Source organism: Streptomyces sp. NPDC058045 (genome assembly GCF_042885635.1).
Classification (GTDB): domain Bacteria; phylum Actinomycetota; class Actinomycetes; order Streptomycetales; family Streptomycetaceae; genus Streptomyces.
Map to the genome: position 1 here is coordinate 1 of NZ_JBHVRR010000008.1, position 24,728 is coordinate 24,728.

The following is a 24,728-nucleotide window of genomic DNA, read 5'->3' on the forward strand; positions in this document are numbered from 1 at the left end:
CCACCACCCTGCACCGGTCCATCCCCACCACGAACGGACCAACCCGGCTCCGAAACCCGACGAAGAAGCGGCCCTCAAACAGCCCGGTAAAAACAGGGCGTGAGGGGGCTTCTCTGTTCCCATGGGAACAGGGCTTGTTGAAGGCCAGGACATGGCAGCGCCCCCGGCGTGATGCCGGGGGCGCTGCTGGCCTTCGTCCCTCGCCTGGGGAGCACAGGGACGGGGCCAGCCTGTGGGGGACGTCGTTCGCCATGCTTGGTTCGGCTGCCGCGGGGCGCAATGCCGGCCCGCGCATTTACTCGAACGTGTGATCGGGTATCGGGTTCTGAATCGATGATCCAGAAATGTACGGTCTACGATACAGACGCAGATTCGTGATCACGTCACCGTTGACCAGGTGCCCGCTCCACCGCAGCCCTGGATCCTCACCGCCCGGCGGGCCATCGGCAACCGTATCCGGGCCGTGCGCCTCCACCGGTGCCTGACGCAGGAACGCCTCGCCGAGCTGGCCGGCTTGGATCGACAGACCATCAACCGCATCGAACAGGGCCACGCAGCCGCGAGCATCGACAACCTCCTCCGTATCGCGCGCGCTCTCGATGTCCCGCTCCGTGATCTCGTGTAGGACCCCGACCGGCGTCGGGGGATACACCGGCCGGGGCGGCTATGGCGACGGTACGGGTACGCGCCCGCTTCCGTCGGGGTGGTCTACGTCTGCTCGTCGTCGTCCTCATCCCCGGCGCCGGGGATGAGGGCCGGGGCCGATCCGGTCGCGTCGGGTTCGGGGGTCGTGCTGATCCGCAGGCATCCGTCCGTGCCGAACATCTCGATCAACTGCGACAGGTGGGCGCGGGCCGTGCTTCGGCGCGGGGTCTCTCCGGTGGTCACCCGCGCTCCCCCAGGGTCGCCCAAACGATCTTGCCCCAACTCCGTTCCTCCGTACCCCAGTCCGCCGCCAGCGCAGCCACGAGGAACAGGCCGCGCCCGTCCTCGTCACCCTCGCCCGACTCACGCTCCACGGGCCGCGCCCGCGAGAAGTCCGACACGGCGATGTGCACCGTGCGTGTGGCGGGGCGCTCCACCACCACGCGGATGGACCCCTGACAGGCGTGCTGCACGGCGTTGGCCACCAACTCCGAGACGATCAGCGCCCCGTCCTCGGCCAAGTCGTCCAGTCCCCAGACCGCGCAGGCGGTACGCAGCAGGCGGCGGGCAGCCGCGGCGCTCTGGGGTGCTCTCGGCAGGGTCTCGCTGTAGCCGGGGTGCCCGGTTCTGCGGGCCTGCGTTGTAGGTTGCGGCATGTCGGTCTGCTCTCTCAGATCGGCCAAGCCCCGGGGCCGCTCGAACGGCTGCCGGGGTGCGCATTCTGATCCGCGCTCAGGCCCTCGTGTGTGTAGCGTCGTGTGCACGGGCAGCAATCGCTAGGAGTCGCATGTCCGCTGACGTCCGCAATGGAGCGGACAATGGAGGTGGGGGCCATGGCGGAGACCTTCGGTGAGGCGCTTCGCCGTCTGAGGGGCACGCGGAGCCTGCGTGCCGTCGGAGAACTCGCATCCTGCGGCAAAAGCTATGTGTCAGACCTGGAGCACGGTCGGCGGCAGCCCGCGATGCAGACTGCGCAGGCCCTCGACGACGCGCTCTGCGCAGACGGCGAACTCGTCGCGCTCGCGGCCGTGCGGCCGGGAGTGACGCCTCTGGAGCAAGCCGACGCGATCCAAGCCGGGCTCGACGAGATGCTCGCCACGGGCCCGCTCGCAGACAGCAGCCTGGACGAGATTGAGTGGACCGTCGACCGGCACGGGCGCGCCACCCGCTACCGGCCGGAGGGTACGCACTTCCCCGAACTCATCGGCGACTTCCAGGACTTGCGGGTGCTGCTCACCCGCCGGCACCCGGCGCCTGCGCGGCGACACCTCCTGATCGCAGCGGCCCGCATGTCCGGTCTCACCGCGCTCACGCTCCTCAAGCTGGGGGACGAGAGGGCCAACTCGTGGTGGCGGACCGCACGCAAGGCAGCAGCGGCAGCCGACGACCGGGCAACCCTGTCGTGGGTGTACGCGCAGGAGGCGTACCAGTCGTACTACGGGGGTGACCTGTACTCCGCGCTCGAACTGGCGGCGCGTGCACAGCAGCTGGCGGGCGGCCTACCGTGTGTCGGCCCAGCTCTGGCCGCTCCGCTGGAGGCTCGGGCACACGCTCGGCTCGGCGACGCGGACCGTGTGGCTGCCGCCCTCGATGCAGCGGAGGTCGCGCTCGCTCGTTTGCCCGCCGACGAGCAGATCGGCTCGGCGTTCGGGTACAGCGAGAGCCAGCTCCGCTTCCACTCTGGGAACGCGCTCGTACATCTCGGCGACTTGGGGCGGGCGCGCGTCGAGTTGGAGCGCGCCGCCGAGTTGTACCCGGTCGCGGAGCGGATGGATCGTGCGCTGGTCTCGCTGGACCAGGCCATGTGCGCGGCGGCGGCCGGTGATCCGGCGGGGGCTGCGGACCAGGCGGCACGGACGCTGCTCGGCCTGCGGCCCGAGCATCGCACCGCCCTGATCGTCTACCGGGCCCGGGAGGTCGTGGATAGTGTGCCGCCTGGTGCACGTGGGGTGCACGAGGTGCGGGCGCTGCGCGAGATCATCGCGCTGCCCTCGGGTGATGCGGAGCGCGCAAGTGCAAATTAGTAAGGCGACGCCGTCCGATGCGGGCGTCATTTCGGCCATCCTCGGGGAGATCGAGGCGTACTACGGCGGCGAACCGGTTCCCGGTGACGTCGACCAGATACACGCCGCCCTGTTCAGCGACCGGCCTGCGGCTACCGTGCTGCTCGCCCGCGACGGAGACACGGTGCTGGGGCTGGCGTCGTACTCTCAGCTCTGGCCAGCGGCTGGCGCGGACACGTCGCTGTACTTGAAGGAGCTGTTCGTTCGTGAGGGTGGGCGTCGGCGTGGCGCGGCCCGTGCGCTGATGGCAGCGCTCCGTGCTGAGGCGGCGGTGCTCGGGTGCTCGCGGATCGAGTGGACCGCGGACACGGACAACCCGGCCGCGCTCGCGTTCTATGAAGCGCTCGGGGTTGAGCAGCACCAGGGCAAGGTGTTCTACAGGACACCCGTCGTCCCCCAGACATGACAAAGGCGCCCCCGCCGGGCCGTGCGGGGGCACTGTCGTGGTCAGGTGCGGCGGCGGTCGAGGACTGCGGGCGGGGTGGTCTGCGGGCATCTATCACTTTGTGGGTGTCCACAAAGTGATCAAGGGCGTGTCAGGGCCGTTTCTTGATGAGTTTGCCGTAGCGGGTGATGGCGTAGGCGGCGGGGCCGGGGTGGGTGAGTGCGCGGTGGATGGCGTCATGGGCGCCGTGGAGGGCGTCGAACATCTGCTGGATGTTCAGTTGCTGGTTGTTGAGGTAGAACAGCACGGCCTTGTGGTCGAGGACGGGTTGGAACTCGTGGTCGCGGCCGATGATGCGGCCGTCCTTGCACAAGGGCACCCAGTTGCGGCGGCATCCTTCAGCGATCCACTCGGAGTCTCCGATGTGCTCGCCGTCGTCGGGGTAGAAGTCGGCGATCAGGTGGATGCGCCACCCGGCTTCCCGTAGGCGGCGGGGAATCTGCTTGCCGAAGTTGCGGTCGATGAAGAACTCAGGCGGCGGTGGCATACCGGCAGACGGCCTCCACCTGCTCTGCGGTCATGTCGAACTCGTCGGCGACTGTCTCCAGGCTTTCGCCGGCCTGCCAGAGTCCGAGGATCGCGTCCACCTGGATCTTGTTCTCCTCGACGACGGGGGTTCCCCACCCGTACCGAGGATCGATCATGACTGGGATGTCCTCGTACTTGGGCAGGTAGAGACGGGCCGGTAGGTAGTTGTCGTCCCAGCTGATGTACTTCAGGTAGTCCTGGATGACCTCGCGGATGGGGCGCTGGCCGTCGTGTGCGCGGGCGAGGTCGCCTGCGTAGTCGACGAAGATGTCGACTCCGTCGGTGGCGATGCGCTGGGATGCGAGGCCGTAGGGTTCGTCGAAGGTGTTGCGGACCTTCTCTGCGGCTTGGCGGATCTTGTCCAGGCGGACGCCGAGGTCGCGCAGCGAGTGGAGTACGTAGGCTTCGACGACCGCGACGAACGGTACGTTCGGGTGTCCCTGCTTGGTCGGGGTGACGGAGTGGACGAGGGGTTCGCCGGCGGCTTGTTCGTGGAGCCACCGGTACATGGTGCGTTCGTTGATGCCCAGGTGGCGGGCGGTTTCCTTGGGCGTGAGGATGGGCTCCTTCACGGTGTCGAGCACGCTCACCACCTCCCTTGTCCTGTTGCCCAGTGTGCCTCTTCGCGGCAGGGGCGCGAGTGGTGAACAGTAGCCGACGCAGGGGCGGGCGGGGAGGGTGCCCTTGACCTGCCCGTGGCAGTGCCTGGGCTGGGCTTCAAGCTCAGAGGGGTTTTCACGGAGGTCCGTGAAAACTGCCGCGGCTCAGGCATGACGAAGGTCCCCGTCCCGGCACTCAGCCGGGACGGGGCACGCTTCACGACCGGCGGCGGTCGAGGAGGACCGCGGGCGGGCTGCTGGTCGGATCGGGGTCGGGCGGCGGGGCGCTGTCGCGTCTGCACATGAGACCGTCGGGGTCGCCCGGCGGGGGGTGGAGGGTGTAGCCGTCGGGGCAAGTCGGGCCGGGGGCACCGTCCTTGCCGTCCCGGCCGTCCTTCCCGTCGGCGCCCGCCGGACCCGGCGAGCCGGTGATGGACTCGCCGGCTTGACCCGGGGCGCCTGGCGGGCCGGTGACCGTATCGCCTGCACGCCCCGGCGCCCCGGTGTCTCCGTCGGCGCCGTTGTGGCCGTGGGCGCCGGCCTCCCCGCGTGGTCCCTGCGGTCCGGCCGGGCCGCGCTCGCCCAGGGTGCCGGGTACCGCGTCGACTCGGTCGGGCAAATCCGCCACCGCCCGCGCAGGGTCTGGCACGGCCGGGGTCCCGCCCTGGTCGCGGACCTGGGCACGCAGCGTGCGGACGTCGCCAGCCAGGGTGCTCACCGCGGTGCCGCGGCGTGCTGCCTCCGCGGCGAGCTGGTCCGCGCGGCGGGCCTCCGCGGAGATGCGCAGCCACACGAGCAGCACCGCGCCGGAGAGGACCAGGAGGACGGCGGCGAGCATGAGGGAGCGCCACCGCCTGGCGAGCAGCGACGGTTGAGCGTGCGTTGTCACGGGTGTCCTCCCAGCCGGGCGATCTCCGCGCGCAGGCGTTCGCGCTCGCCCGTGAGTTCATGGATCTGCGAGAGAAGTTCGCTCTTCTCCGCACGGGCGTCCGCCAGATCGCGGTACGCCTCGATCAACCGCTGCTCCGTGTCGGCCAGCCGCTCGCGGAGCGTGTCGCGTTCCTCCTGGAGGTCGTTGACGAGCTGTCCGTAGCCGGTGACCGCTCCCGACGCCGCCGCGTTCCGGTTCTCGCCGCGCTTGCCGTAGGCGGCACCGGCGGCCGTTGCGAGCCCGACGGCGATGGTGCCGATAGCGCCGAGCGTCGCAACGTCCACGCGGTACCTCCTGGTCAGTCGACGGGCAGGCGCGGGGTGTGCTTGGCCTGCCAGCCACCGAGGAACGTGAGCAGGCCGGGGCCGCCTCCCAGGACGATGGCCTGGAGCCACGCGGGCAGCGGCCCGAGCAACGACTCGTCTGCCACAGCACCGTTGAGTACGGCGATCAGGATGCCAACCGCGAACGATGCGCCGGTGGCGGCCTTGACCTTCTTCTCCACCGTGGCGGCCATCAGGCGCGGCCCTGCTTCAGCAGGGCCAGCACCTCGGCGAGCTGCGCCGTGACCGCGGCGACCTCCTTGCGCAGGGCGTCCACGCCCTCATGCGCCACGCGGGAGTGGCCGTAGGCGGAGCCGAGGGCCGTCTCCACCGAGATCTTCTTGTCCTTCAGGCCCTTGTCGTCGGGCCAGCGGCGCGGCATCCAATCGCCGATGCCGACCTGGTCGTTGAGCTGCATGTCGTCCTCCTGCGTGTCGGGGGTGGTCGGGGTGGTGCTCCCGCTGGGGTTCCAGCCGGCGGGGTGCTTGAGGCGCTCGGCGACATCGGCACGCAGGGTGGTCATCGCGAACCCGCGGGGGTCGACCTTGTCGCTGGACCACTCCAGGTGGCCGATGACGGACTTCGCGGACCAGCCGTGGGCGCGGCAGAGCGCGGCTTGGACGCGGACGATCGCGTCGTACTGGGCGGCCGGCCAGGGGTCTTGGCCGTTTCCGAGGTTCTCGCATTCCCAGCCGTAGTAGTGGGCGTTGCCGTCGACGCCGTTGGAGTTGCCGCGGGTGGGGTGGAGTTGGCCGGTGTAGTCCTCGTTGATGACGTGCTGCAGCACCTTGGGGTCGCCGCCGCCAGCGTGGTTGGTGCGGCCCCAGCCGACCATGTGCACGGTGCCGTCCTTGGCGATCATGCCGTGGCAGAGGGGGCCGGGCAGGGTGCTGTGCCCGTTGCGGACCAGGGCAACGGTAGACGCGGTACCGCGGGTGACGGTGTGGTGCACGATCGACCCGTTGACCGGGCCCCACGCGCCCCGCGAGTTGCGGTTGTGGGTACGCCAGTTACCGACTTGGACGACACGGACGCCCTCGGCTTTCAGCGCGGCGACCATGCGGTCCGGGGACAGGGGTGTAGCCATGGGCCACTCCAGACATGGGAATGCCCCGGCCGGGTGGGCGCGGGGCGGGTGGTGGCGCGGCGGGGTCAGCCGACGAGGTTGTGGCCGGGTGAGGTTATGCCGCCGGCCCAGTCGAGTCGGGGTGCTGCTGTGGAGAGGGACAGTGCGGTGGCCGCGGTCCAGCCGTTGCCGGTGAGGTCGTTGCCGGCGATGGCGGCGCCGGTGGCGGTGGCGGCCAGGCTGATGCCGCCGGTGGTCGTCCCGGCGCCCTTGCGGATCTTGTTGCCGGTGATGGTGCAGCCGGTCGCCGCGGTGGAGAGGCGGATGCCGTAGGACGCCGCCGCGCTGATGTTGTTGCAGGTGATCAGGAGGCCGGTGGAGTTGACGGCCGGGGTCGCTCCGTCCGGTCCGGCGAAGACGCCGAAGTTGCTGCCGGTGGTGTCGACGGTGTTGCCGCTCGCGGTGCCGGCCGTGCTGCCGGTGAAGTTGATGGCATTGGATCCGGTGGCGCGGAGTGTGTTCCCGGTGACCGTGGCGTCGTCGCTGTGCTGCACCAGGATCCCGGTCCCGGCGGTGGCGCGGACGGTGTTCCCGGTGACTGTGGCGCGGGGCGCGGACTCCAGATGGACGCCGACGGAGCCGGAGTTGGTGATGCTGTTGCCCTGGACGACCGCGTCGGAGATGAGGGCCGCACCGGCCCCCTCGATCCGCACGCCGGCTTCGCTGGCGTTGCTGTCGATAATGTTGTCCGCGATGGTCACCGAGCGCGGGGTGAGGGTGTACCCGGCCACCGCCGGGTCGGGCACGGTGAGCTTGATCCCTGACATGCCGGTGCCGGTGATGATGTTGCCGGTGATGACGGTGTTGCGCCAGCCGTAGCCGCGGATGCCGTCCTGGAGGGCGCCGTCGATGCGGCAGTCCGTGATCTGGACGTTGTCGTAGTAGACGTCCTTGCGGACGGTGTGGGAGCCGACGGCGCGGCCGAAGGCGCCGAGGCGGGCGGACGGGCCGAAGTAGCAGCCGTCGATGCGGATGTTGCGGGAGGCCGTGTTGTCGAACGCGCCGATCGAAGACGACCCGGAGACGGCCAGGTCGAGCTGCACGGCCTCACTGAACTGCCTTGCGCTGGTGCCGGAGTTATCGCGGTAGCCCTCGAAGCGGCAGTTCTCCGCGGTGCCGCCGTTGGTGGAGTTGAACTCCAGGGCGTGTGCCGAGCTGGTGTTGCGGATGACGGCATCCCGCACGGTGATGTTCCGGCAGTGGATGAAGTTCAGGACGTCGGTGTTGGCGGTGACGGTGCCCTCGTTGCCGTCGGCCGCGTTGCCGTCCCAGATACCGCCCAGCACCTGGATGTTGGAGTGCCCGTCGTAGCCGGTGAACGTCTCCGAGCTGAGGAAGTTCCTCAACAGGCCCGTGTTGCCGGTGGCCTTGATGGTCGCCCCGTATGCGCTGATCACGGTGTTGTCGGAGGCCATGAGGAAGTACGAGACGGCGTAGGTGTGGCCGCCGGGGATGATGACGGTGCCGCCGCCTGCGTCCCGTGCGGCGTCTAGCGCGGCCTGGATGGGCGCCCGGTCGTCGGTGGTGCCGTCGCCTGCCGCGCCGTTGACGACGAACAGCCCGGCGCCGGCCAGGTCGCTGGCGGCCAGGTTCGGTGCGGTGATCGGCTGCTCGAACGTCACCGGCCCGGCGACGGTCTGGGGCTCGGTGGTCGCGGTGTCCAGGCGGGTGGCCAGTTGGTTCAGGGCCTGTGTGGCGGCCTGGTGGGCGCCGGCGGGGAGTTCGCGGGCGGCCCGGTACCAGCGCACCGGTTGCCCGGAGGGGCCGGTGTATTCGATCTCGATCTCGGGGACGTCGGCGGTGCGGAAGGTACGCACGGCGCCGGGGGTGTCGCTGTCGGCCGGGTTGGAGCGGAGGGTGGAGATCGGGTCGCCGTCTGCTTCGAACAGGGCGGAGACGACGGCGCCGGTGCCGGCGGTGCGGACCAGGACGGGGTAGTCGGGGATGGTGTTGCCGGCGGTGTCGGTGAGGACGTCCTCGGGGACGCCGCCGAAGGTGTAGAGCGCCACGGGGGCGGTCTCCTTTCAGTCGAGCCAGTAGGAGCCGGAGATGTCGACCCATTGGGTGCCGATGGTGCCGCCGCCCTGGGATCCGTCCTGGGAGTACATCTGCACCAGGCCGGCGCCGACGGCCTGTGAGGGGCTGGTGATCTCGACGCGGCACACGCCGGTCATCGGGTCGCCGGTGATGCTGGAGCCGCCGGCGAACGCGGCGAGCTGCTTGGGGATGCAGTCGGAGGGGACGTTGGCCAGGACCGCGCTGTTGGTGGTGCCGATCAGCCCGCCGTCGGTGCGCTGCACCCGGCCGCGCAGGTGGACCTGTCGGCCCTCGCGGCGGATCTGCGGGGTGGGGGATGCGGACTCGTGGCCGGCGGCGAGGGTGAGGGTGCGCCAGGTCTCCAGCGGCTCGTAGAGGGTGATCCAGGTGTCGGTGTCGGCGGAGGTTTTGATCCAGGTGGTGCCGTCGGCGGCGATGGCCAGGGTCTGGAGTGGGGCGTTGGCCAGGCGCGCGGTGCGGTCGGCCAGGTTCTGGACGTGCTGTACGAGGTGCGGGTCGAGGGCGTCGGCCAGGTGGGCGAGGTGGGCGGGGACGGTGGGGCTGTCCCCGCCCGCGGGCACGGGGAGTTGGGCGTATCCGATGGTCGCCACGCGGGCGCCTCCGTTCAGGAGAAAATAATGGTGAGGGTGCCGCCGGTGACGGCCATGTAGTCGGCCCGGCCGGAGGCGTAGATGGCCAGCCCGCGGGCCGAACCGGAAGCCAGCGCGGAGGCCCAGGACTTGGGCAGGGTCGCGGTGCCCTTCGCGCCCGCGGACAGGGACAGCAGTTCCTCGGGGCCGGAGCGGATTTCCAACTGCCCGGACGGCGGCGAGGTGTAGTTGTGCAGGTACAGGTGCAGCGGTCGCTTCGCCTTGGCGCCGGCGCCGGCCTTGCGCGAGAACTGCACCGTCATCTTGGCGACGGTCTTGCCCGCGCAGGCTGCGGCGATCCGCGTGCCGTAGAACCATGCGCCGCGGCGGTTGCCGCCGCCGGTCCAATCGCCCTGGACGGGGGTCGAGGCGTAGTCGTCCGGCCGGCCTCCCCGCCACGAGCTGGCCGAGGTGGCAGTGACTTTGACTGGCTTCGGCTTGGGCACGGACGGGGTCCCCGGTGAGGGGTCGGAGGCGTCGCCCACCTGGAAATACACCTCTACCCGGCCGTCGACCTTGCGGACGTAGACGGCGGAGGCGGCCTGCCAGCCGCTACCCGCCGGGGTGCTGGTGCCGTAGGTCGCGGCGCGCACCACCTGCGCGTCGAGGGCGGCCTGCACGGCGGTCTCCTCGATGGCGGCCTGTTCGATGTCGGCCGGGTCGTCGCCGAGGCGCCACAGGACGACGGGCACGGAGCCGCGGCGCACCGCGACCACGTCCCCGGCCTTGCGGTTGCGGTAGGCGTCGGTGCAGGCGACGCCGTAGACCTCGGCGCCGTCCATCGTGAGGTTGACGGTGCCGGTCTCGGTGACGTCGAAGACGGTCGCGGAGACGGTCTGGAGGCCGCCGGCCGCGGCCCGGCGGGTGTCCAGGTCCTTGCCGAGTTGGTCGCGGACGCCCATGGTCACGCCCCTTTCCGGGTGGTGGTGCGGGTCTGACAGGTCATTGACACCCCGCCCAGCGTGTAGGGGCAGGAGTCGATCAGGTGGCGTTCCCACACCCCGTCCGTGATCTCCAGCTCCACCACGTCGCCGGGCTCCAGTGCCGGGTTGCACACCGCGGTGAAGGACAACGTCGACTGGACGCCGAGGGAGTCGGCGAGTTGCGCGTTGGCGACGTCCTGGCCCTGGGTGGCGGTGGTGATGAGGGCGGAGCTGTAGCGGGCGGAGCGCACTCGGACGCCGCGCAGGCCGAGCCGGGCCGGGGCACTCGGATCGCTCACCGGGTCGGGCCCGGCGTAGGTCAGGGAGTTGGGGTCGTCGTCCCATGCGTACACCGGGCCGACGGGCGTGGAGCCGTCGCCGGCGTCGCCTGTGACGGACCACAGGTTGATCAGGTTGTCGGTGGACTCCTCGTAGGCCGGCTCGGCGGTGGCCAGGCCGCGGGGGATCCGCCAGACGACCGGGTCGGTGAGGGAGGGCACGGGGGCGAAGGTGGGGACACCGCGGGCATCGAGGTACACCTCGGCGGCCACCGCCGGGGCGATGCCGGTGGAGGCGCCGGCGGAGTCGTCGCCGCCGGACAGGGCTGCCCACCGGTCCTGATCGACCACGACCGCGGGCAGGGTGAGTTGCGGGTCGACGCCCGCCCGCCAGGCGATGGCCTGCCCCGGCAGCGACTCGGCGACCAACTGCTCGGCGCAGACCTTCGCCGTGTCCGGGCCGACGGTGCGGGCGACGGGGAAGGAGTCGCCGCGCACGATCTCCTCCAGGCCGAGCAGGTCGAGGGAGACGCCGAGGCGGGTGCGGGTCAGGCGGTCGATGACGTACACCCCGGCCGGGATCCACACGGTGTCGCGGCGGGGTGTGCCGAGGCCCTGGTGCAGGCGGATCCGGGTCGAGATGGAGTTGATGCCGTCCCGGCCGCGGGGTGCGTCCAGCAGTTCGACGGCTGCGCTGTAGCGGACCTCCGCGGTCCGGTCCGGGGTGACGTTCCCGGCCCCGAACCGGCACGGCGCCCACGTCTGGCCGCCGTCGTTGGACCACTCGGCGCGGACCGGGCGGGCGGTGGCCTGCCCCAGCGCGGCGAGGACCGCGGGCGGGATGGGCAGCACGTCAGGTCACCGCGCCGTTCGTCGCCATGGCCGCGTAGCTGCTGTACGAGGCGATGACGGCGTCGTAGGTCCCGAACGCCGTGGACAGGGCGTCATACGACCAGCCCGGGGCGCGCATCGGCTGCCCGGCCGTGTCCGGCCGCTCGGTCGGCACGATGTCGAAGGTGACCGTGTAGCCGCCCGTGCTGCCGAGTTTTCCGGTGGGCGTCTCGCCCACATCGGCGGGCACGAAATACCGGTCCGGTGTCCGGTAGCCCGGCCGGACCTGGGCGAGGAGCACCCCGGAGCGGATCAGCCGGCGGAACTGCTCGATCTGGTCGGCGAGGACGTCCACCGACACGGTCTCCGACGGTGCGGAGGCGGTGTCGTAGGCGATGGCGGTGTAGGGGGTGCCGGTGCGGGGCGCGGTGTCCTGACGGCCGGCGCTGCTGGTGCCCTGCGGCGCGCCGAGCATGACCCGCATGGACAGCCCCGGCTCATCGACCGACTTGATCCACAGGTCTTTGGTCTCGGCGGTGGCCGGGGCGGGCACGACCAGGCCGAGCGACGTCGACGGCCCCCAACTCCCGTCCGCGTACTGCGGGGTGGCCGTGTAGACCACCGGCACCCCGAGGGGGGCCTCATGGTCGTATGCCTGCCCGACGCCCTCGACGGCCCAAGCGGGGTCGGCGGAGCGGACCGGGACCGGTTCGGCGCCGGGGTCGCGGCGCGTGATGCGCACCCGGCGGATCTCAGTCAGCCGCGGCGCCGATGAGAGGCGTACCGAGGTCGAGGCGTGCGGGGCGCCCTCCCACGCGCATCCGGGCAGGGTCCCGTCGATGTAGTCGTGCAGCTCGGGGCCGATCTCCGCCATGGCCGCGTCCGCCCACCAGGTGACCGGCCCGGCCGCGCTCGCCGTGGCGACGGCGGCGACCCGGTCGCAGACCTGCCCCGCGGGGACGGTGTAGGAGCCGGAGACCCGGGCCCACGATCCGGGCGTGGCCTGCGCCAGGACCGGCACCGTGTGCAGGGTCGTGGTACCCGCCCGCCACCACAGTTCGAGCGCGGCGACGCCGGTGGCGGGGATCTTGACGTACACGCCGACCTGGACGGTCTGGCCGGCCGCCGCGGGGGCGATGGTCCACGAGGTGCCGCCCGCGGCCCCGGCCGCGCTGATGGCGTGCTGCACACCGTAGGAACCGATGACAGCTCCCGTGTTCACGCGGGAGCGCGTGTTGTTGGAGCCGAAACCGGCGGTGCCCGTGGTGAACGTCAACTCGAACGACGGGTTGAGGACCAGGTTCCGCGCGGTCGCCGCGGTGGCGGCGTCGTATGCCAGCACCACCCCCGCCCACCGCTCATCGATGACGGCTGTGAGCCAGCCGTCGGGGCTCGTGATGGTGGCGGGCGGGGTGATCTGCGGCGCGGACGGATCCACGATCATCGGCATACGGGGCCTCCTCTATTTCTTGCCGGACCGTTTGGCGCGGCGCACATCGGTCAGGGCGTCGTCCACACGGTCGGAGACGTAGGCCCGCAACACGGTGCCGTCCTCCACGACCAGGAACAGCGGCTGCCCGTCCAGGCCGCCGGATGCGGCCTGCCCCGAGTGGGCGGACGTGACGGGCACGACCCCGGCCGGGACCGCGGCAGCACCGAGCGACGCGGCAGCGGACTCGATCGACGGACCGGCGGCCACCATCCCCGCGACCAGCCCCGCCCCGAGATCAGACCCGGCCTGCGCGCCCTTGCGGGACGGCGAGTGGGCGTCGATGCCCTTCTTCGACCGGATCGCCTTCACAGCACCCGCGCCGATCTTCGCCATGGCCGCCTGGATCGACTTCTCCTCGGCCATGAGCCCGGTCAAGAACCCCTTGGACGCCATGGTCCCGGCGTCGTACATCGAGTCGGCCATGCTGCGGCCGTAGCTGGTCGACAGTGAACTGCCGGACTTGGCCAGAGCGTTCAACTGCTTGATCTGCCCGTTGTTCGCGCCGGCCAGCATCCGGGCCATGTCGCTGTCCGGGCCCATCGCCACAAGCTGGCTGATCAGGTCCTGGTCCAGGCCCCGCTTCGCCAACCCGCCGATCTGCGACTGGAACGACGTCAGGTTGTTCTGCCGGGACTGCATCCCGGAGATGACGTCCCCGATCGACGCCGCCTCGCCCAGGTTCGACAGGCCCAGATAGTCGGCCGCCGACTTCTTCTGATCGGAGGCCGCCGCCTTGGCCGCGCTGATCTTCGAGTGGACCGTGTCGCGCTGCTTGGCCAGGACCTGGAGCCGGGCGGACGCCTTGGTCACGGACGCGGCCAGGGACCTGCCGCTACCTCCCGTCGCCCGCAGGTCCTTCGCCAGTTCCCTGGCCGCCTTGGAGATCGCCGAGGCCGAACCGGTCAGGGACCGGGTGAAGTTGGTCAGGTCGCCCGGCAGGTCCTTGCGGGCCTTGACGGCCTTCGTGCCCTTGGCGAAACCACGGGCGTTGACGCCCTCCCACATCCGCATGGACGTGGGGGAGTTGTAGACCTCCTCGCCGCCACGGAAGCGGACCAGTTCCGGCCCCTGCTCGCCGACCCACGCGACCTCACCCGCGCGGGGCTTGCCGCCGTCGGCATAGCCCTTCGCGGAGAAACCGTAATGGTCGGTGAACAGACCGTCCCTGTACGAGCGGGCGCGCGGGCCGACGACCACGCCGTCCCCGCCCCTGGACTCGACGTTGACGCCGTTGATCGTTCCGGCGGTGTGGCCCACGCCCGCGTTCGTAATGCCGATCATGAACGGGGAGCGCTTGCCGCGGACCCAGCCGGGCGCCGCGGTCGCCCCGGAGAACGACCCGGTGGCCCAACGGCGGTGCGGCTTCTGACCCCGGATCACGGACTCAATGGCGCTCATGAGCCCGGAGCAGTCCCACGACGGGTTTCCGTTGCCGCCCCACTGGTACTTTTTGCCGTTCTGCGTGCGCGCCCAGGACAGGGCGCCCTGGAAACCCTTGCCGCCGAACCCGGCCGCCTCCAGCTTCTTGTCCGCCTCGCCGCCGAACCCGACGACCTCCTCGATCATGCGCTTCGGGACGCCGGAGACCATGTCCTTGTACACGGACGCGCTGCCGCTGATCCTGGCGATGAGCGGCTGTACCACGCTTTTCAGCCCGGCCTCGGCCGACGCCTTAATGCCGTCCTTCAGCCACTCGGCACCGGACTTGGCGAAGTCAACGGTCTTGGAAGCGGCCGAGCCGATCCAGCCGAAGATGCCGCCCTTGGCGAAGCCGTCGCCGCCCTGGAACGGGCGCAGCGAACGGCCCGCCATGGCGGCCTTGTTGACGGCCAGCAGCCGGCTCCGCTCGTAGGGGTCGCGCATCGCCTCGGACACAGCGACACCCTCACCGCGGCGCATCGGCACGAGCTGGTCGTCGCCCTGCTTGTACGTGGACTGGCCCGGCAGGATGTTGACGCCACCGCGGGCAAAGCCTCGGAACTCCCCGAGGGTGGGGGCGCCGAACTTGCTGGCGACCATGTTCCAGACCTTGCGGATGCCCCGGTTGTAGACGGTGTTGACGATGAACTCCACCGGCTTCTTGGCGATGCCGGACACCTTCGACCACGCCTTGTCGATGCCCTTGCGAGCAACGTCGAACGCGCCCGAGACGGACCGCGTCGCCGACTTCAGCCGGTCGAACACCGGCCGGATCCCCGACTGGTAGACCGTCGAGATCACGGACTTGATCCCGGCGAACGCTGGCTTCACGCCGTTCGTCCACAGCCACTTGAAGACGGCGCCGACCGCGCGCAGCCCGGCCTGCACCACCGAGAACACGGCCCGCACACCGGCCCACCAGGCTTTCGCCCCGGCCACGATCCACCCGAACACGGGTTTCACGGCGGCCGTGTACAGCCACTTGAAGACGCTGCCGACCAGGCGCAGCCCGGCCTGGGCCGCCGAGAAGTACAGCTTCACCCCGGTCCACCAGAGCTTGGCCCCGGCGACGATCCACCCGAACACGGGCTTGATCGCGGCGGACCACAGCCACCCGAAGACGGCGCCGAGCGCCTTCACGCCGAGGGCGATCGGCGCGAACACGACGACGACCAGCAGCGTGGCCAGGATCTTCGCGGCCATCGAGATGGCGGAGAACACCGGGCTGAGGATCGTGCCCCACAGCCAGGACGCGGCGGTGCCCAGGGCCCGCACGCCGACCATGAAGCCGTCGACCATCGGCTTCACACCGTTGGTCCACAGCCACGTCGCGCCGGTCTTGATGGCGGCCCAGGTGCCGAGGACGATGTCGCGGAAGGTCTGCGACTTCTTCCAGGCGACGACCAGGGCGACGCCGAGGGCCGCCACAGCGATAGCCGCCAGCACGAACGGGTTGAGCGCCATCACGCTGTTCAGCAGGGCCTGCGCGGCTGCCCACCCGCGGGTCACCACGGCGATGCCGCGGCTTGCCAGCGAGTAGGCGCCCATGACACCAACGACCAGGCCGGTGGTGATGGCCTGCGCGGACAGGGCGAGCGTCACACCGCCGATGAGCACGGCCAGCGGCGCCAGCCACACGCCCCACTCGCGGAACCAGCGCACCGTGCCGCCGATCGCGCCGCCGACGGCCTTGGTGACGGGTATGACGTCGCTGGTCAGGACGTGAGCGAAGGCGAGCAGCGCGGGCATCGCGTATTTCCCGACGCCATCGCTGATCGCCATAAGGGCCCGGCGCTTGAAGATCTCGAACTGGGCGCCGGGTCCCTTTCTCAGGTCGTCGCCCGCCTTCTTCGCCGCGCCGCCGAAGCGGCCCAACTCCTTGGTGGCGGTGGACGGATCGAGGCTGTACAGCGCCGCCGCCATGTCTTCGGCCTTGGTACCGAACAGGCCGACCGCGGCAGTGGTGCGGTCCACGCCGGGGGGCATCTTCCGCAGCCGGTCGAGAACCGTCTGCACACCGGCCGCCGCGGACTTGCCGCCCTTGGAGAACTGGGCGGTCATGCCCTTGGCGGACAGGCCCAGCAGCTCGAACGCCTCCGCGGACGCCGTACTGCCGTCGGTGGCACGGATCTGCAACTCTTTGAAGCCGTCCGCGACTACGTCGGTGTCCCGGGCGCCGGCCTTCATGCCCTGCGCGAGAACGCCGGTGAACGTCTTCATGTCCAAGCCCAGGGACCTGACCACGGTGCTGTACTCGTTGAACGTGTCCGCCAGATCATCGGCGCGCGGGCCCATGACCTGGAAACCGCGGGTCATGATGTCCAGGGCCTCGGTCGAGTTCTTCGCCAGACCGGTCTTCACGGCCTGGCCGGCCGCGTTGGCGGCCTGCCCCAAGTCGACCTCGAACAGACTGGCCAAGTCCTGTGTCTTGGTGGCGATCTCGGCGAGCTGCTTGGTCGTCGCTCCGGATGGGGCGAGGCCGGCCTGCATGATGCGCCGGACGGCGTCGGCACCCTCGTCTATGGACTCCGTGACGCCGTTGGCGTACAGGCGCCCGGCAGCGCTGCCCGCCTTCGCCGCGGCCTTGTCGGACAGGCCAAGGGTCGCCTGGATCTTGCCGGACGCCTGCGCCTTCTCCATCTGGAGCTGGACGCCCTTGGCGACCAGCGCGCCGACGGCGACACCGGCGGCCAGAGCGCCGGCCTTCATCTTCCCGGCCATGCCCTGCATCAGGCCGGTACCGCCCTGCTCACCAGCGGACCGGGAGGCCCGGATGACGGGCTCCCCGATCTGCTGGTGAAGGTTGCGGCCGAACCCCGACATATTCGGCAGGACATCGACCCACACGGCTCCGGCGCGGGGCATGTAATCACCCCTCTGCGTGCTCGGGCGTCACCTGGGCGACGATCCGCATGTATCCCGTGCGGGCCTCGGCGCGCTCGCGCCGGTCCTTCTTCTTCTGGGCCTTCTTCGCCGCGGCCTCGCCCGGCCGCCATACCGGCTCCGGGTACTCGTGCGGCGGCGCCTTCTCGGCCCGGTTCGCGTTCCCGAAATCGACGCGGAGCTGGGCCGTCAGGTCGACCAGCCCGGCCAGCATGAAATCGGAGTGCTGCCAGTGGTGGCCGGCCAGTTTCCGGGCCAACGCCCCGTCCGGCGGCAGATGCTCGACCATGACGCGGAGCTGACGGAGGCTGATCTCCCCCCGCCAGAACTCGGCGATGGGGTCGCGTGGCGCGTAGTGGTGCAGTAGGTCAGCCTCGACGGCCTCGGGGTAGTCCCCGAGAACGTCTAGGACCGAGTAGGGCGGCGCTTGACCTGCCCCTGCATGTCCTGCTGCACGGCCAGGAACAGCAGCGCGACGTCGGAGTCCTGATGGCCGGCGGCCACGAACTTGTCGTACTGCTCAGGGCCCAGGATCGCGTGCGCCTTGTCCCGGTTGGACTCGGCCTCATCGACCTTCGTGGACCACTCGTCGTCCGCGAACAGCGGGTGAGGGAACGTCAGAACCTCACCGTTGTTCAGCTCGACCTCGATGTTCTCGCCGCCGACCGCGTCGCTGAACTGCTCGCGGACCTGCTGCATCACGTAGCGCTTCTTGTTGGGCTTGCTCACGGTCTTCTCGTCTCGCTTCGAGAGGGAGGGGGAAGGCGCAGGGGCGGGGGGACTCCCCCCAGATGCCCGCCGCCGCTGCGCCGGTTTGCGGGGCGACGTCACGGCGTCTCAGGCGGCGCCGCCGGGGCGGCGAAGTCGCGCCAGCCCTTACCGTCGATCCAGGTGGTGGAGTCCGTACCGGCCGCGTCGTCCAGGTAGGCCTGGTAGGTCACGCCGCGGCTGATCTCCGCGGTGCGCGTCCACTGCTCGTCCTCACGCCCGGAGCGCAGCGCGGAGGGGAAGTGCCTCACGATGTAGAAGGGGTTGCCGGTCTCCTTGTTCAGGTCCTCGGCGATGAAGACCAGGCGCCGGTAGCGGGTCGGCGGGGTCTTCGGCCGCGACCACGTCCAGGTCGCCGTCCCGAGCACGGGCAGCGCGCCCGCACCGCTCAGCGGCAGGTTCTCGTACAGGGCGACCGCCGCGGCGTTCGTCTCCTGCGGCACCCACTGCGCAGTCGCCGTGTCCGTCTCCACATCCGACCGGGTCGGGGACGCGGACTGCCCGGACTCCACATCGGAGGTGGACAGGTCGCCGGAGAAGGTGACGCCGTCGGTCGTGGTGAAGCCGACCGGGAGGTAGCCGTCCGGCAGGGTTTGGAGGATGCCCGCGGTGTCGAACGGCTCGGTGACCAGGTCCGCGGTCGTGTCGGCGGCGAAGATGGCGTAGCGGAGTGCCTTGCGGATCAGCCCTTGGCGCAGCTCCGCGATTTCGGTGAAGTCAGCGGCCGGCATGGTGCGGCCCCCCTTCCGTGACGATGCCCCCGCGCGTGGGCGGGGGCGGGATGGTTGCCGCGTGTCAGGCGTTGGTCCTGGCGCGGGTGGTGAGGGTGTAGGTGGCGACCGCGCGGCGGATGGCGGGGTTGCCGTAGGGGATCTCGACGGGCCGCTGGACGGTGTCGACGGTGTCGATGACGACGCCGCCGGCCATCGTGGCGGCGAGCGCGTGCACCGCGTGGCGGGCGCGTTCGGCGAGTTGCCACATGGCGGCCCGGTCGGCGGCGAACACGGCCACGTCGAGGGTGACGGTGTCGGAGGTGTGGGAGTCCGCGCCGCCGGCGACCTGGACGACGACGACCGGCACCAGGGTCTCGACCCGGGGCGGAACTTCGTCCGTGACACGCGGCCCGCCCAGCTCGGCCCGCACGCCCGTGATGACGGCCAGCTCCATGTCCGGCCACATCAGCTCTCCCGGGTGTGTGCGGCGCGGCCGAGGATCCGCCGGCGCTCGGTGCTGCTGTCGCCGTACTCGTGCGCCTCGGCGTCGGGCCGGTCGGCCGTCACCTTGGCGGTCGGCCGGCCGCGGGGCCGGATCTCCTCGGACACGGTGATGGAGGCGGCGAACTCGGCCCCGATCTCGGAACGGGCCAGGGCCTTGGCCCGGGGCACGATCTCCTCGGCCTTGCGGCGCAGCGCGCCGCGCACCTGCGCGGACCGCATGACCTCGGGCAGGCACGACGGGTCGAACTCGAACCGGATGGCCATCAGCCGCTCACCACCTTCAGGAACGCCTCGGTGTGGTCGAGGATCCCGGCATAGCTGCCGTGTTCGCCGGGGTCGCCGTCGACCTCGTACAGCACCCCCCGGAACCGCACCTTCGACAGGGCGGTCAGCCCCATTGAGCGCGGCCCGGCGAGGCGCCACCGGGTGACGACCTGCGTGCGGTTGTCGTTCTGCTCGGTCGAGCTGACGGGCTGCATGTTGCAGCCGGGCACGTCCCGTTCGACGTCTTGGTAGACGTCGTGGCCGCGGTCGTCCTCGCCGACCAGGACGCGGTCGATGACGGTCACGGTGTGCCGCCGCAGCGGGTTGGCGAGCGGGGTCACGCATCATCACCCCGGTTCAGGCGGTGCGCCTCGACGGCGGCCCGCCACTGCTCGGTGATCCCGACCGCCGCCGTGGCGGCGAAGGACACGGACTCGGTACCGGTGGTGATCTGCTGGATAGCCGGATCGGTCCGGTAGATGGTGCGGGCCTGGTCCACCACGACCTCGGCGACGTCCTCGGGGACCGGGTCGAGGCCGTGGTCGTAGGTCACGGTGATCTCGGACCAGGCGGGCCAGCAGCCGGACGGGTGCAGCAGCAACCCGGCCTGCCGCCGCACCCGCACGCCCTCCAGCTCGACGCCGTCGACCATGACGGAGCGCACGGCACGGACCGGCACGGCGGGCAGGCGCAGGACCTTCCCACCGGTGCCGTCGAGGAACACCTGATCATCGGTCACCAGGCTGACCGGGTGGCGGACCTGGCCGCGGAACCTGCGGGTGGCGGCGCGCAGCGCGGCGAGCATCTGCACGTCATCCACCGGGAGTTGCAGCAGCTCGGCCAAGTCCTGCGGGTCCGCGAGGTACGGGTCAGGCCCGGCCACCGGTGCCGCCCGCCCGTGTGCGGGCTTCCTGCATGAACTCCTCGCGGCGTTCCAGCAGGCCCTTACGCCGCTCGCCGTCGGCCTCGGCGTCGAGGACCCGGGTGGTCTCCTCCTCGTCGGCCTCCGCCAGGTGGGCGACGACCTGGAGCACGGTGTGGTCCGCCGGGTTGAAGCCGTCGGGGTCCTGCACGCGGGGGTCCGCCTGCGCGCTCGTGAGCGGGGCGGCCTGCGCGCCCGTGCCCGCGGGCGGGGAGACACGGGCCCGGTAGCGGGCCTCGTCCTCCACCCGCACGCGGATCCCGTCGATAGTGATCATCTTGTGCTCAGGCACGGTGAGCCCCCCTAGGCCGCGGCCGGCTTGACGACGATGAGTCGGTTCGGCTTCCAAATGACCTGCTCGGCCCGCAGCTCCGCGCGCACGTACACGAGGTTCCGCTGCGCGTAGTCCTTGTGCTGGTTGAACGCCAGGATGGACAGGCCCTCGACGTCGAGGAGAGCGACCTGCCGCCAGTCACCGAGGATCACGGTTCCCGGGGCGAGCCGCTGCGACAGGGCGCGCGCCCGGCCCCAGGACGTGTTCGGGCCCTGGCCGAACGGGCCCTGGCCCATGAACCGGTCGGCGGTGTCCTGGAGCAGGTCCCACGCCTCGTCATCCTCGGGGGACATGAGGCACGCGGTGACGTTGCCGCCGGGCAGGGTCGTGATGCGGGTGATCGCCCTGCGGATCGCCTTGACCTGCTCCATGGCGTTCGCGCCCGGCGTGTAGGTCAGCTCCTGCACACCGGTCGTGTTCAGGATGCCGCGCGGCTCACCCGCGGTACCCGCGCCGTTCAGGAGCTTGTCCTCGATGACGGAGTCCAGGCTGTACTCCAGCTCGGAGTTCATGTAGGTCGCCAGCGCCGGAGCGTCGGACAGGAGTGCGTTGGTGACGTCGTAGCCGTCCGCGTAGGTGTACGGCTTGGCGTCGGCCAGCTCGGTCTGGATCGTGCTGGTGGGCTTCACGTTGGCGTCGCCCGGCAGGATCTCGTCCGGGACGATCGCCGCGTTGCGGGTCACGCCGGTGACCTGGAGGTATTCGAACGGGCCGGACGCCTGACCGCGGCTGATCAGGTCGAGGATGGTCAGGTTGTCGCGGTCGACCTGGTCGACCATCGGCATCCGGACCGGGGCGACGTGGCCGAGCGCGACCTGAAGCGGCGCTTCGGTGGCCTTGCGGCCGGACAGCCACTCCTTCATCGAGCCGACCTTGACGCGGCCGATGTCGACGGCGGACCCCTGGCCGAGGCCGGTCGGGTGCGCCTTGCGGAACTCGGCGTACAGGTTCGACTTCACGAACCGCTCGCCGAAGGTGCCGACGTCGCCGTCCTCCTGGCGGTCCTTCACCTGGAGCGAGGCCGGAGGCGCGGTCCGGCCGGCGTGCTTGGCGGCGGCGGCCTGGGCGGCGTCCGCGGCCTTCACCTTGGCGTCCAGCTCATCGGCCTTGGCCGACAGCTCGGTCACCTCGGTGACCTCGTCCTCGGTGAAGTCGCGGTCCTCGTCCTGGGCGGTCTTCGCCAGCTCGGCGAGACGGTCGACGGCGGCCTTGTACTGCTCGCGCAGGGTGGGCATTGGGGTTCTCCTTACAGGTACTTGCGGATGGTTGCCCGTGCGAGCACCTGGGCGGGCGACGGGCCGGACGACTTCGCGGGCGCCTCGGGGGCGGCGGCGGTCGGCTCGACCGGCCGGCGGCCGGACTCATCGGGAGTAGCCCGGCCCGAGGGCCGGGAAAGCTTCTGCGGTTCGGCTGCGGCGAGGACGTCGCCGATCGCGGCGTGCGCCGACACGAGACGGTCGTAGTGGGCGCCCGCCAGCACGCGGCCTTCCTTCACCCCGCGGGCGATGTCGGCGGCCTTGGCGGCGAGAAGTTCGGTTTCCTGGTTCGCGCCGACCAGACACGGGCCGACCTCGTACAGCCGGCTGAAGCGCTTGATCTCGTAGAACTCGCCCCACGGGTGGTTCGCGGTGTCGTCGGTGTCGACCCACCCGCCCTCACCGACGTCGTAGGCAAAGCTGAACTGCTTGATGCGGCGGCCCTTCAGCAGCCCGTGGACATGCTTCGCGGTCGGGTTCGTGTCCATGTCCTCGATCTGCGCGAGGACCTCCAGGCCGTCGGGCGTCTCGGTGGCCTCCAGGACGCTGCCGATGTGGGCGAACGGGTCCGCCCACTTGTGCGACCAGACGACCGGGATGGGGTCGCCGCTGGCTTTCCACTCGGCGAGGACTTGGGCGAACGCGCCCGGGGCGATGACGTCGCCCATGCTGTCCTCGTTGCCGAACACGCTGACGACGGCCCGGAATTGGCCGTCCTGGAGTCCGTCGTCGGGGCCGGCCGCCTTGATCCGGGCCTGTGCTTCCTTGGTGCGGGGCACGGTCAGCCCCCCTCTCGTGTGTAGTCCAGGCGGCAGCGGCAGCCGGCTGTCTCGTCCGCGTCACCGTTCGCGTCGCCGGGCCAGCGCAGCCGGTTGCTGAAGGTCTGGCCCAGCTCGACTGACTCGCCGTTCATGCGCACGTGCGAGGCGCGCGGGTTCTTCCCGCCCGTCCGCCACACCTTGTGGGTCAGGCCGGAGGCCCCGGCCGCGTCGTGCGATCCGAACGAGCGGGCCTCGGTCGCCGCGGTCACCGCGCGCAGCCCGGCCGCCGTCACCCAGGACGCCAGGCCGGCCCGAAGGTTGTCGCGCCAGTCGCCGTCATCGCGCACGGCCGCGGTCGCCGCGGTGTAGGCGGCCTGCTCGTAGGCGCCGGCGTGCGAGGCGGCGGCCTTCGCCAACCACGCCTCCATCACCGCCGGGTCCCACCCGTCCGCCTCGGGGTTCCAGACGCCGAGGACGGACCAGGCGCCGACCTGCGCCAGGCGGAACCCGTGCCCGGCGATGAGCGCGGCCAACTGCGCCTGACGCTCGGGGGATTGAGCGGCCCACAGGTCGTAGAAGTCGGGCGGCCCGTCCGCCTTGGCGTCCGCGCGCTCCAACAGCCCGTCCGCCTGCCGCTGAGCCCATACGGTCAGGGCTCCCGCGAACGCGTCGCGCTCGGCCTCGTAGGTGCCCAGATCATCAGGCCGCGCCGACTTCACGCGGGGCGGCCCTGACCTTTTGGGAGTGCCTCCGGGGCCGTGTCCCGCGGCGACGCCAGGCCGCCGATCGTGACGTTGAGCGGCGTCACCAGCTCGTCCGTGCCGTCCACATGCGGCAGGTTCTGCACGGTGCGCGCCTCGGAGCGCAGCATGTACGGCGCACCGACCGCGGTCTGAAGCAGCGCAGCCTGCTCCGTGAACGAGCCGCGCAGCTTCGCTTCGAGGTTGGCCTCGATGTAGAGGTTCGAGCCGGGGGCGAGCAGCGGCACCAGCATGGAGTTCAAGACGTCCTGCCACTGCGTCACGTAGGGGCCCAGGGAGATGGTGAACAGCATCTGGCGGAAGGCGTCGATGTTGCTGAACGTCCCTTCCCTGGCGCCGACCAGCTCGGGCGCGATGTGGTACGCCGAGGCGACCTCGGCGTCCGTCAGCTTGCGTCCCTCGATGTCCTGGGTCTCCTTCGGGTTGAAGGAGTTGACGGTGACGAGCTTCATGCCGTCTTCCAGGATCGGCGTCCCGCCGGCCTGGCCTGCCCTGCCGATGAAGGCGTTGAACGCGGCCAGGAAGCGGGCCTTCGCGGTGGCTGACCACTGCGGCGCGTCGGCCGGCCGCTCGATGACCGTGGGTACGCGGGCTCCGTTGCGCCACACCTGGCGGCGCCACTCGACGGCCTCGGCCTGCTCGGCGAGGATCTGCCGCAACGTGTCCATCGGCGACGTGCCGTCCGCGCCGACCGTCGCGTACCCGTGGTCGTACAGGAACGGCGCGGGCAGCGGCACGACCTCGGCCGGTCCCTTGGCGGAGATCAGGTACAGGGCCTGCGGCTCGTCGTCCTCGTCGGCCAGGATGTGGAACCGGCGGGATGGCTTGCGCCGCAGCTCGAACTCGGAAGAAGTGTCCGCGTTCCTGATGACCTGCAAGCACCACCGGTCGTAGATCAGCCAGTCCACCAGCACCGAATGCCACAGCCGCGCCGGCGACCGGTGCGGCGCGGGCTGCGACAGCAGGCGCGCCAGCGGATGATCCGTCACACGCCGCCGGTCCACATCCGAGACGCGCTCGTACACGTGCCACGGGATCGTGCACAACTGGCGGGCGATGTAGTCGACCACCTTCCGCACGCTGGGTTGCGTCTCCCACACCTGGCCAGCCGCCGCGGTGTCGGCGTAGACCGACAGCGGCACCCCCGGGTCCACCACGCGGATCCCGTTCGCCGCCAGGTGCGCGCCGAGCTGCGACAGGTCCTGAAAGCCCTCGGCGGCCTTGGCGAGCACGGGCACGCCGTCCTGCGTGATGACCTGCCCGGAGGCAGGA

29 protein-coding genes are annotated in these 24,728 nt (G+C 70.9%); 3 read left to right on the forward strand and 26 right to left on the reverse strand.

Annotated elements, in window-relative coordinates; all coding sequences use genetic code 11:
* Positions 1 to 397: 397 nt before the first annotated feature.
* Complete coding sequence (locus ACFVST_RS07215; RefSeq protein WP_390147727.1) at positions 398 to 625, forward strand: helix-turn-helix transcriptional regulator; 228 nt, start codon at positions 398 to 400, stop codon at positions 623 to 625.
* An 83-nt stretch (positions 626 to 708) separates the two neighbouring features.
* Here the strand turns inward: ACFVST_RS07215 and ACFVST_RS07220 are convergent, their stop codons facing one another.
* A complete protein-coding gene (locus ACFVST_RS07220) occupies positions 709 to 888 on the reverse strand; it encodes a hypothetical protein (protein WP_390147729.1) in 180 nt (59 codons plus the stop codon).
* Positions 885 to 1,301, reverse strand: coding sequence for an ATP-binding protein (locus ACFVST_RS07225; protein ID WP_390147731.1), 417 nt, complete (start codon positions 1,299 to 1,301; stop codon positions 885 to 887). The genes ACFVST_RS07220 and ACFVST_RS07225 overlap by 4 nt, the downstream gene beginning before the upstream one ends.
* 177 nt (positions 1,302 to 1,478) lie before the next feature.
* Between ACFVST_RS07225 and ACFVST_RS07230 the strand changes: the two genes are divergently transcribed.
* Together ACFVST_RS07230 and ACFVST_RS07235 are read left to right on the forward strand one after the other, a co-directional pair.
* Positions 1,479 to 2,669 carry a helix-turn-helix domain-containing protein gene (locus tag ACFVST_RS07230; RefSeq protein WP_390147732.1) on the forward strand — a complete coding sequence of 397 codons (1,191 nt, stop codon included), beginning with the start codon at positions 1,479 to 1,481 and terminating at the stop codon, positions 2,667 to 2,669.
* Complete coding sequence (locus tag ACFVST_RS07235) at positions 2,659 to 3,114, forward strand: GNAT family N-acetyltransferase (RefSeq protein ID WP_390147734.1); 456 nt, start codon at positions 2,659 to 2,661, stop codon at positions 3,112 to 3,114. The genes ACFVST_RS07230 and ACFVST_RS07235 overlap by 11 nt, the downstream gene beginning before the upstream one ends.
* 130 nt (positions 3,115 to 3,244) lie before the next feature.
* Here ACFVST_RS07235 and ACFVST_RS07240 read toward each other — a convergent pair whose 3' ends face one another.
* The 24 genes from ACFVST_RS07240 to ACFVST_RS07355 form a co-directional block, all read right to left on the reverse strand.
* A complete protein-coding gene (locus ACFVST_RS07240; protein WP_390147735.1) occupies positions 3,245 to 3,640 on the reverse strand; it encodes a toxin-antitoxin system, toxin component, PIN family protein in 396 nt (131 codons plus the stop codon).
* Positions 3,624 to 4,265, reverse strand: a complete 642-nt coding sequence (locus ACFVST_RS07245; RefSeq protein ID WP_390147737.1) for a DUF433 domain-containing protein — start codon at positions 4,263 to 4,265, stop codon at positions 3,624 to 3,626. Before ACFVST_RS07245 ends, ACFVST_RS07240 begins: the two co-directional genes overlap by 17 nt.
* 232 nt (positions 4,266 to 4,497) lie before the next feature.
* On the reverse strand, positions 4,498 to 5,169 hold the full coding sequence (locus ACFVST_RS07250; protein WP_390147738.1) for a collagen-like protein: 672 nt from the start codon (positions 5,167 to 5,169) through the stop codon (positions 4,498 to 4,500).
* Positions 5,166 to 5,495 carry a hypothetical protein gene (locus ACFVST_RS07255; RefSeq protein ID WP_390147740.1) on the reverse strand — a complete coding sequence of 110 codons (330 nt, stop codon included), beginning with the start codon at positions 5,493 to 5,495 and terminating at the stop codon, positions 5,166 to 5,168. The genes ACFVST_RS07250 and ACFVST_RS07255 overlap by 4 nt, the downstream gene beginning before the upstream one ends.
* Positions 5,496 to 5,509: 14 nt before the next feature.
* Positions 5,510 to 5,728, reverse strand: coding sequence for a holin (locus ACFVST_RS07260; protein ID WP_390147742.1), 219 nt, complete (start codon positions 5,726 to 5,728; stop codon positions 5,510 to 5,512).
* Positions 5,728 to 6,621, reverse strand: coding sequence for an N-acetylmuramoyl-L-alanine amidase (locus tag ACFVST_RS07265; protein WP_390147744.1), 894 nt, complete (start codon positions 6,619 to 6,621; stop codon positions 5,728 to 5,730). Before ACFVST_RS07265 ends, ACFVST_RS07260 begins: the two co-directional genes overlap by 1 nt.
* 65 nt (positions 6,622 to 6,686) lie before the next feature.
* Positions 6,687 to 8,669, reverse strand: a complete 1,983-nt coding sequence (locus ACFVST_RS07270; RefSeq protein ID WP_390147746.1) for a right-handed parallel beta-helix repeat-containing protein — start codon at positions 8,667 to 8,669, stop codon at positions 6,687 to 6,689.
* 15 nt (positions 8,670 to 8,684) lie between these two features.
* Positions 8,685 to 9,308 carry a hypothetical protein gene (locus ACFVST_RS07275; protein WP_390147748.1) on the reverse strand — a complete coding sequence of 208 codons (624 nt, stop codon included), beginning with the start codon at positions 9,306 to 9,308 and terminating at the stop codon, positions 8,685 to 8,687.
* A 14-nt stretch (positions 9,309 to 9,322) separates the two neighbouring features.
* Positions 9,323 to 10,249 (reverse strand): hypothetical protein, encoded by a 927-nt coding sequence (locus ACFVST_RS07280; protein WP_390147749.1) that lies wholly within the window; start codon positions 10,247 to 10,249, stop codon positions 9,323 to 9,325.
* Between the two features lie 2 nt (positions 10,250 to 10,251).
* On the reverse strand, positions 10,252 to 11,400 hold the full coding sequence (locus ACFVST_RS07285; protein ID WP_390147751.1) for a phage tail protein: 1,149 nt from the start codon (positions 11,398 to 11,400) through the stop codon (positions 10,252 to 10,254).
* Position 11,401: 1 nt separating this feature from the next.
* Positions 11,402 to 12,829, reverse strand: a complete 1,428-nt coding sequence (locus ACFVST_RS07290; RefSeq protein WP_390147753.1) for a hypothetical protein — start codon at positions 12,827 to 12,829, stop codon at positions 11,402 to 11,404.
* A gap of 12 nt (positions 12,830 to 12,841) precedes the next feature.
* Positions 12,842 to 17,155: a phage tail tape measure protein gene (locus tag ACFVST_RS07295; RefSeq protein WP_390147754.1), complete on the reverse strand. Its 4,314-nt coding sequence runs from the start codon at positions 17,153 to 17,155 to the stop codon at positions 12,842 to 12,844.
* Between the two features lie 4 nt (positions 17,156 to 17,159).
* Positions 17,160 to 17,462 carry a hypothetical protein gene (locus tag ACFVST_RS07300; protein WP_390147755.1) on the reverse strand — a complete coding sequence of 101 codons (303 nt, stop codon included), beginning with the start codon at positions 17,460 to 17,462 and terminating at the stop codon, positions 17,160 to 17,162.
* A gap of 116 nt (positions 17,463 to 17,578) precedes the next feature.
* Positions 17,579 to 17,902: a hypothetical protein gene (locus ACFVST_RS07305; protein ID WP_390147756.1), complete on the reverse strand. Its 324-nt coding sequence runs from the start codon at positions 17,900 to 17,902 to the stop codon at positions 17,579 to 17,581.
* A gap of 98 nt (positions 17,903 to 18,000) precedes the next feature.
* Positions 18,001 to 18,672, reverse strand: a complete 672-nt coding sequence (locus tag ACFVST_RS07310) for a phage tail protein (protein WP_390147758.1) — start codon at positions 18,670 to 18,672, stop codon at positions 18,001 to 18,003.
* A gap of 64 nt (positions 18,673 to 18,736) precedes the next feature.
* The gene (locus ACFVST_RS07315) at positions 18,737 to 19,120 is read right to left on the reverse strand and encodes a hypothetical protein (RefSeq protein WP_390147759.1); all 384 of its coding nucleotides are present in this window, start codon (positions 19,118 to 19,120) and stop codon (positions 18,737 to 18,739) included.
* Positions 19,120 to 19,422, reverse strand: a complete 303-nt coding sequence (locus ACFVST_RS07320; RefSeq protein ID WP_390147761.1) for a hypothetical protein — start codon at positions 19,420 to 19,422, stop codon at positions 19,120 to 19,122. The genes ACFVST_RS07315 and ACFVST_RS07320 overlap by 1 nt, the downstream gene beginning before the upstream one ends.
* Positions 19,422 to 19,763, reverse strand: a complete 342-nt coding sequence (locus ACFVST_RS07325; RefSeq protein ID WP_390147763.1) for a hypothetical protein — start codon at positions 19,761 to 19,763, stop codon at positions 19,422 to 19,424. The genes ACFVST_RS07320 and ACFVST_RS07325 overlap by 1 nt, the downstream gene beginning before the upstream one ends.
* Positions 19,760 to 20,305, reverse strand: coding sequence for a mobile element protein (locus tag ACFVST_RS07330; protein ID WP_390147765.1), 546 nt, complete (start codon positions 20,303 to 20,305; stop codon positions 19,760 to 19,762). The genes ACFVST_RS07325 and ACFVST_RS07330 overlap by 4 nt, the downstream gene beginning before the upstream one ends.
* Positions 20,292 to 20,636: a hypothetical protein gene (locus ACFVST_RS07335; protein WP_390147767.1), complete on the reverse strand. Its 345-nt coding sequence runs from the start codon at positions 20,634 to 20,636 to the stop codon at positions 20,292 to 20,294. The genes ACFVST_RS07330 and ACFVST_RS07335 overlap by 14 nt, the downstream gene beginning before the upstream one ends.
* Before the next feature lie 11 nt (positions 20,637 to 20,647).
* Positions 20,648 to 21,913, reverse strand: coding sequence for a phage major capsid protein (locus tag ACFVST_RS07340; protein ID WP_390147769.1), 1,266 nt, complete (start codon positions 21,911 to 21,913; stop codon positions 20,648 to 20,650).
* Between the two features lie 11 nt (positions 21,914 to 21,924).
* On the reverse strand, positions 21,925 to 22,713 hold the full coding sequence (locus ACFVST_RS07345) for an HK97 family phage prohead protease (RefSeq protein WP_390147771.1): 789 nt from the start codon (positions 22,711 to 22,713) through the stop codon (positions 21,925 to 21,927).
* Between the two features lie 2 nt (positions 22,714 to 22,715).
* Positions 22,716 to 23,414, reverse strand: coding sequence for a hypothetical protein (locus ACFVST_RS07350; RefSeq protein ID WP_390147773.1), 699 nt, complete (start codon positions 23,412 to 23,414; stop codon positions 22,716 to 22,718).
* On the reverse strand, positions 23,411 to 24,688 hold the full coding sequence (locus tag ACFVST_RS07355) for a phage portal protein (protein WP_390147775.1): 1,278 nt from the start codon (positions 24,686 to 24,688) through the stop codon (positions 23,411 to 23,413). The genes ACFVST_RS07350 and ACFVST_RS07355 overlap by 4 nt, the downstream gene beginning before the upstream one ends.
* Positions 24,689 to 24,728: the final 40 nt, after the last annotated feature.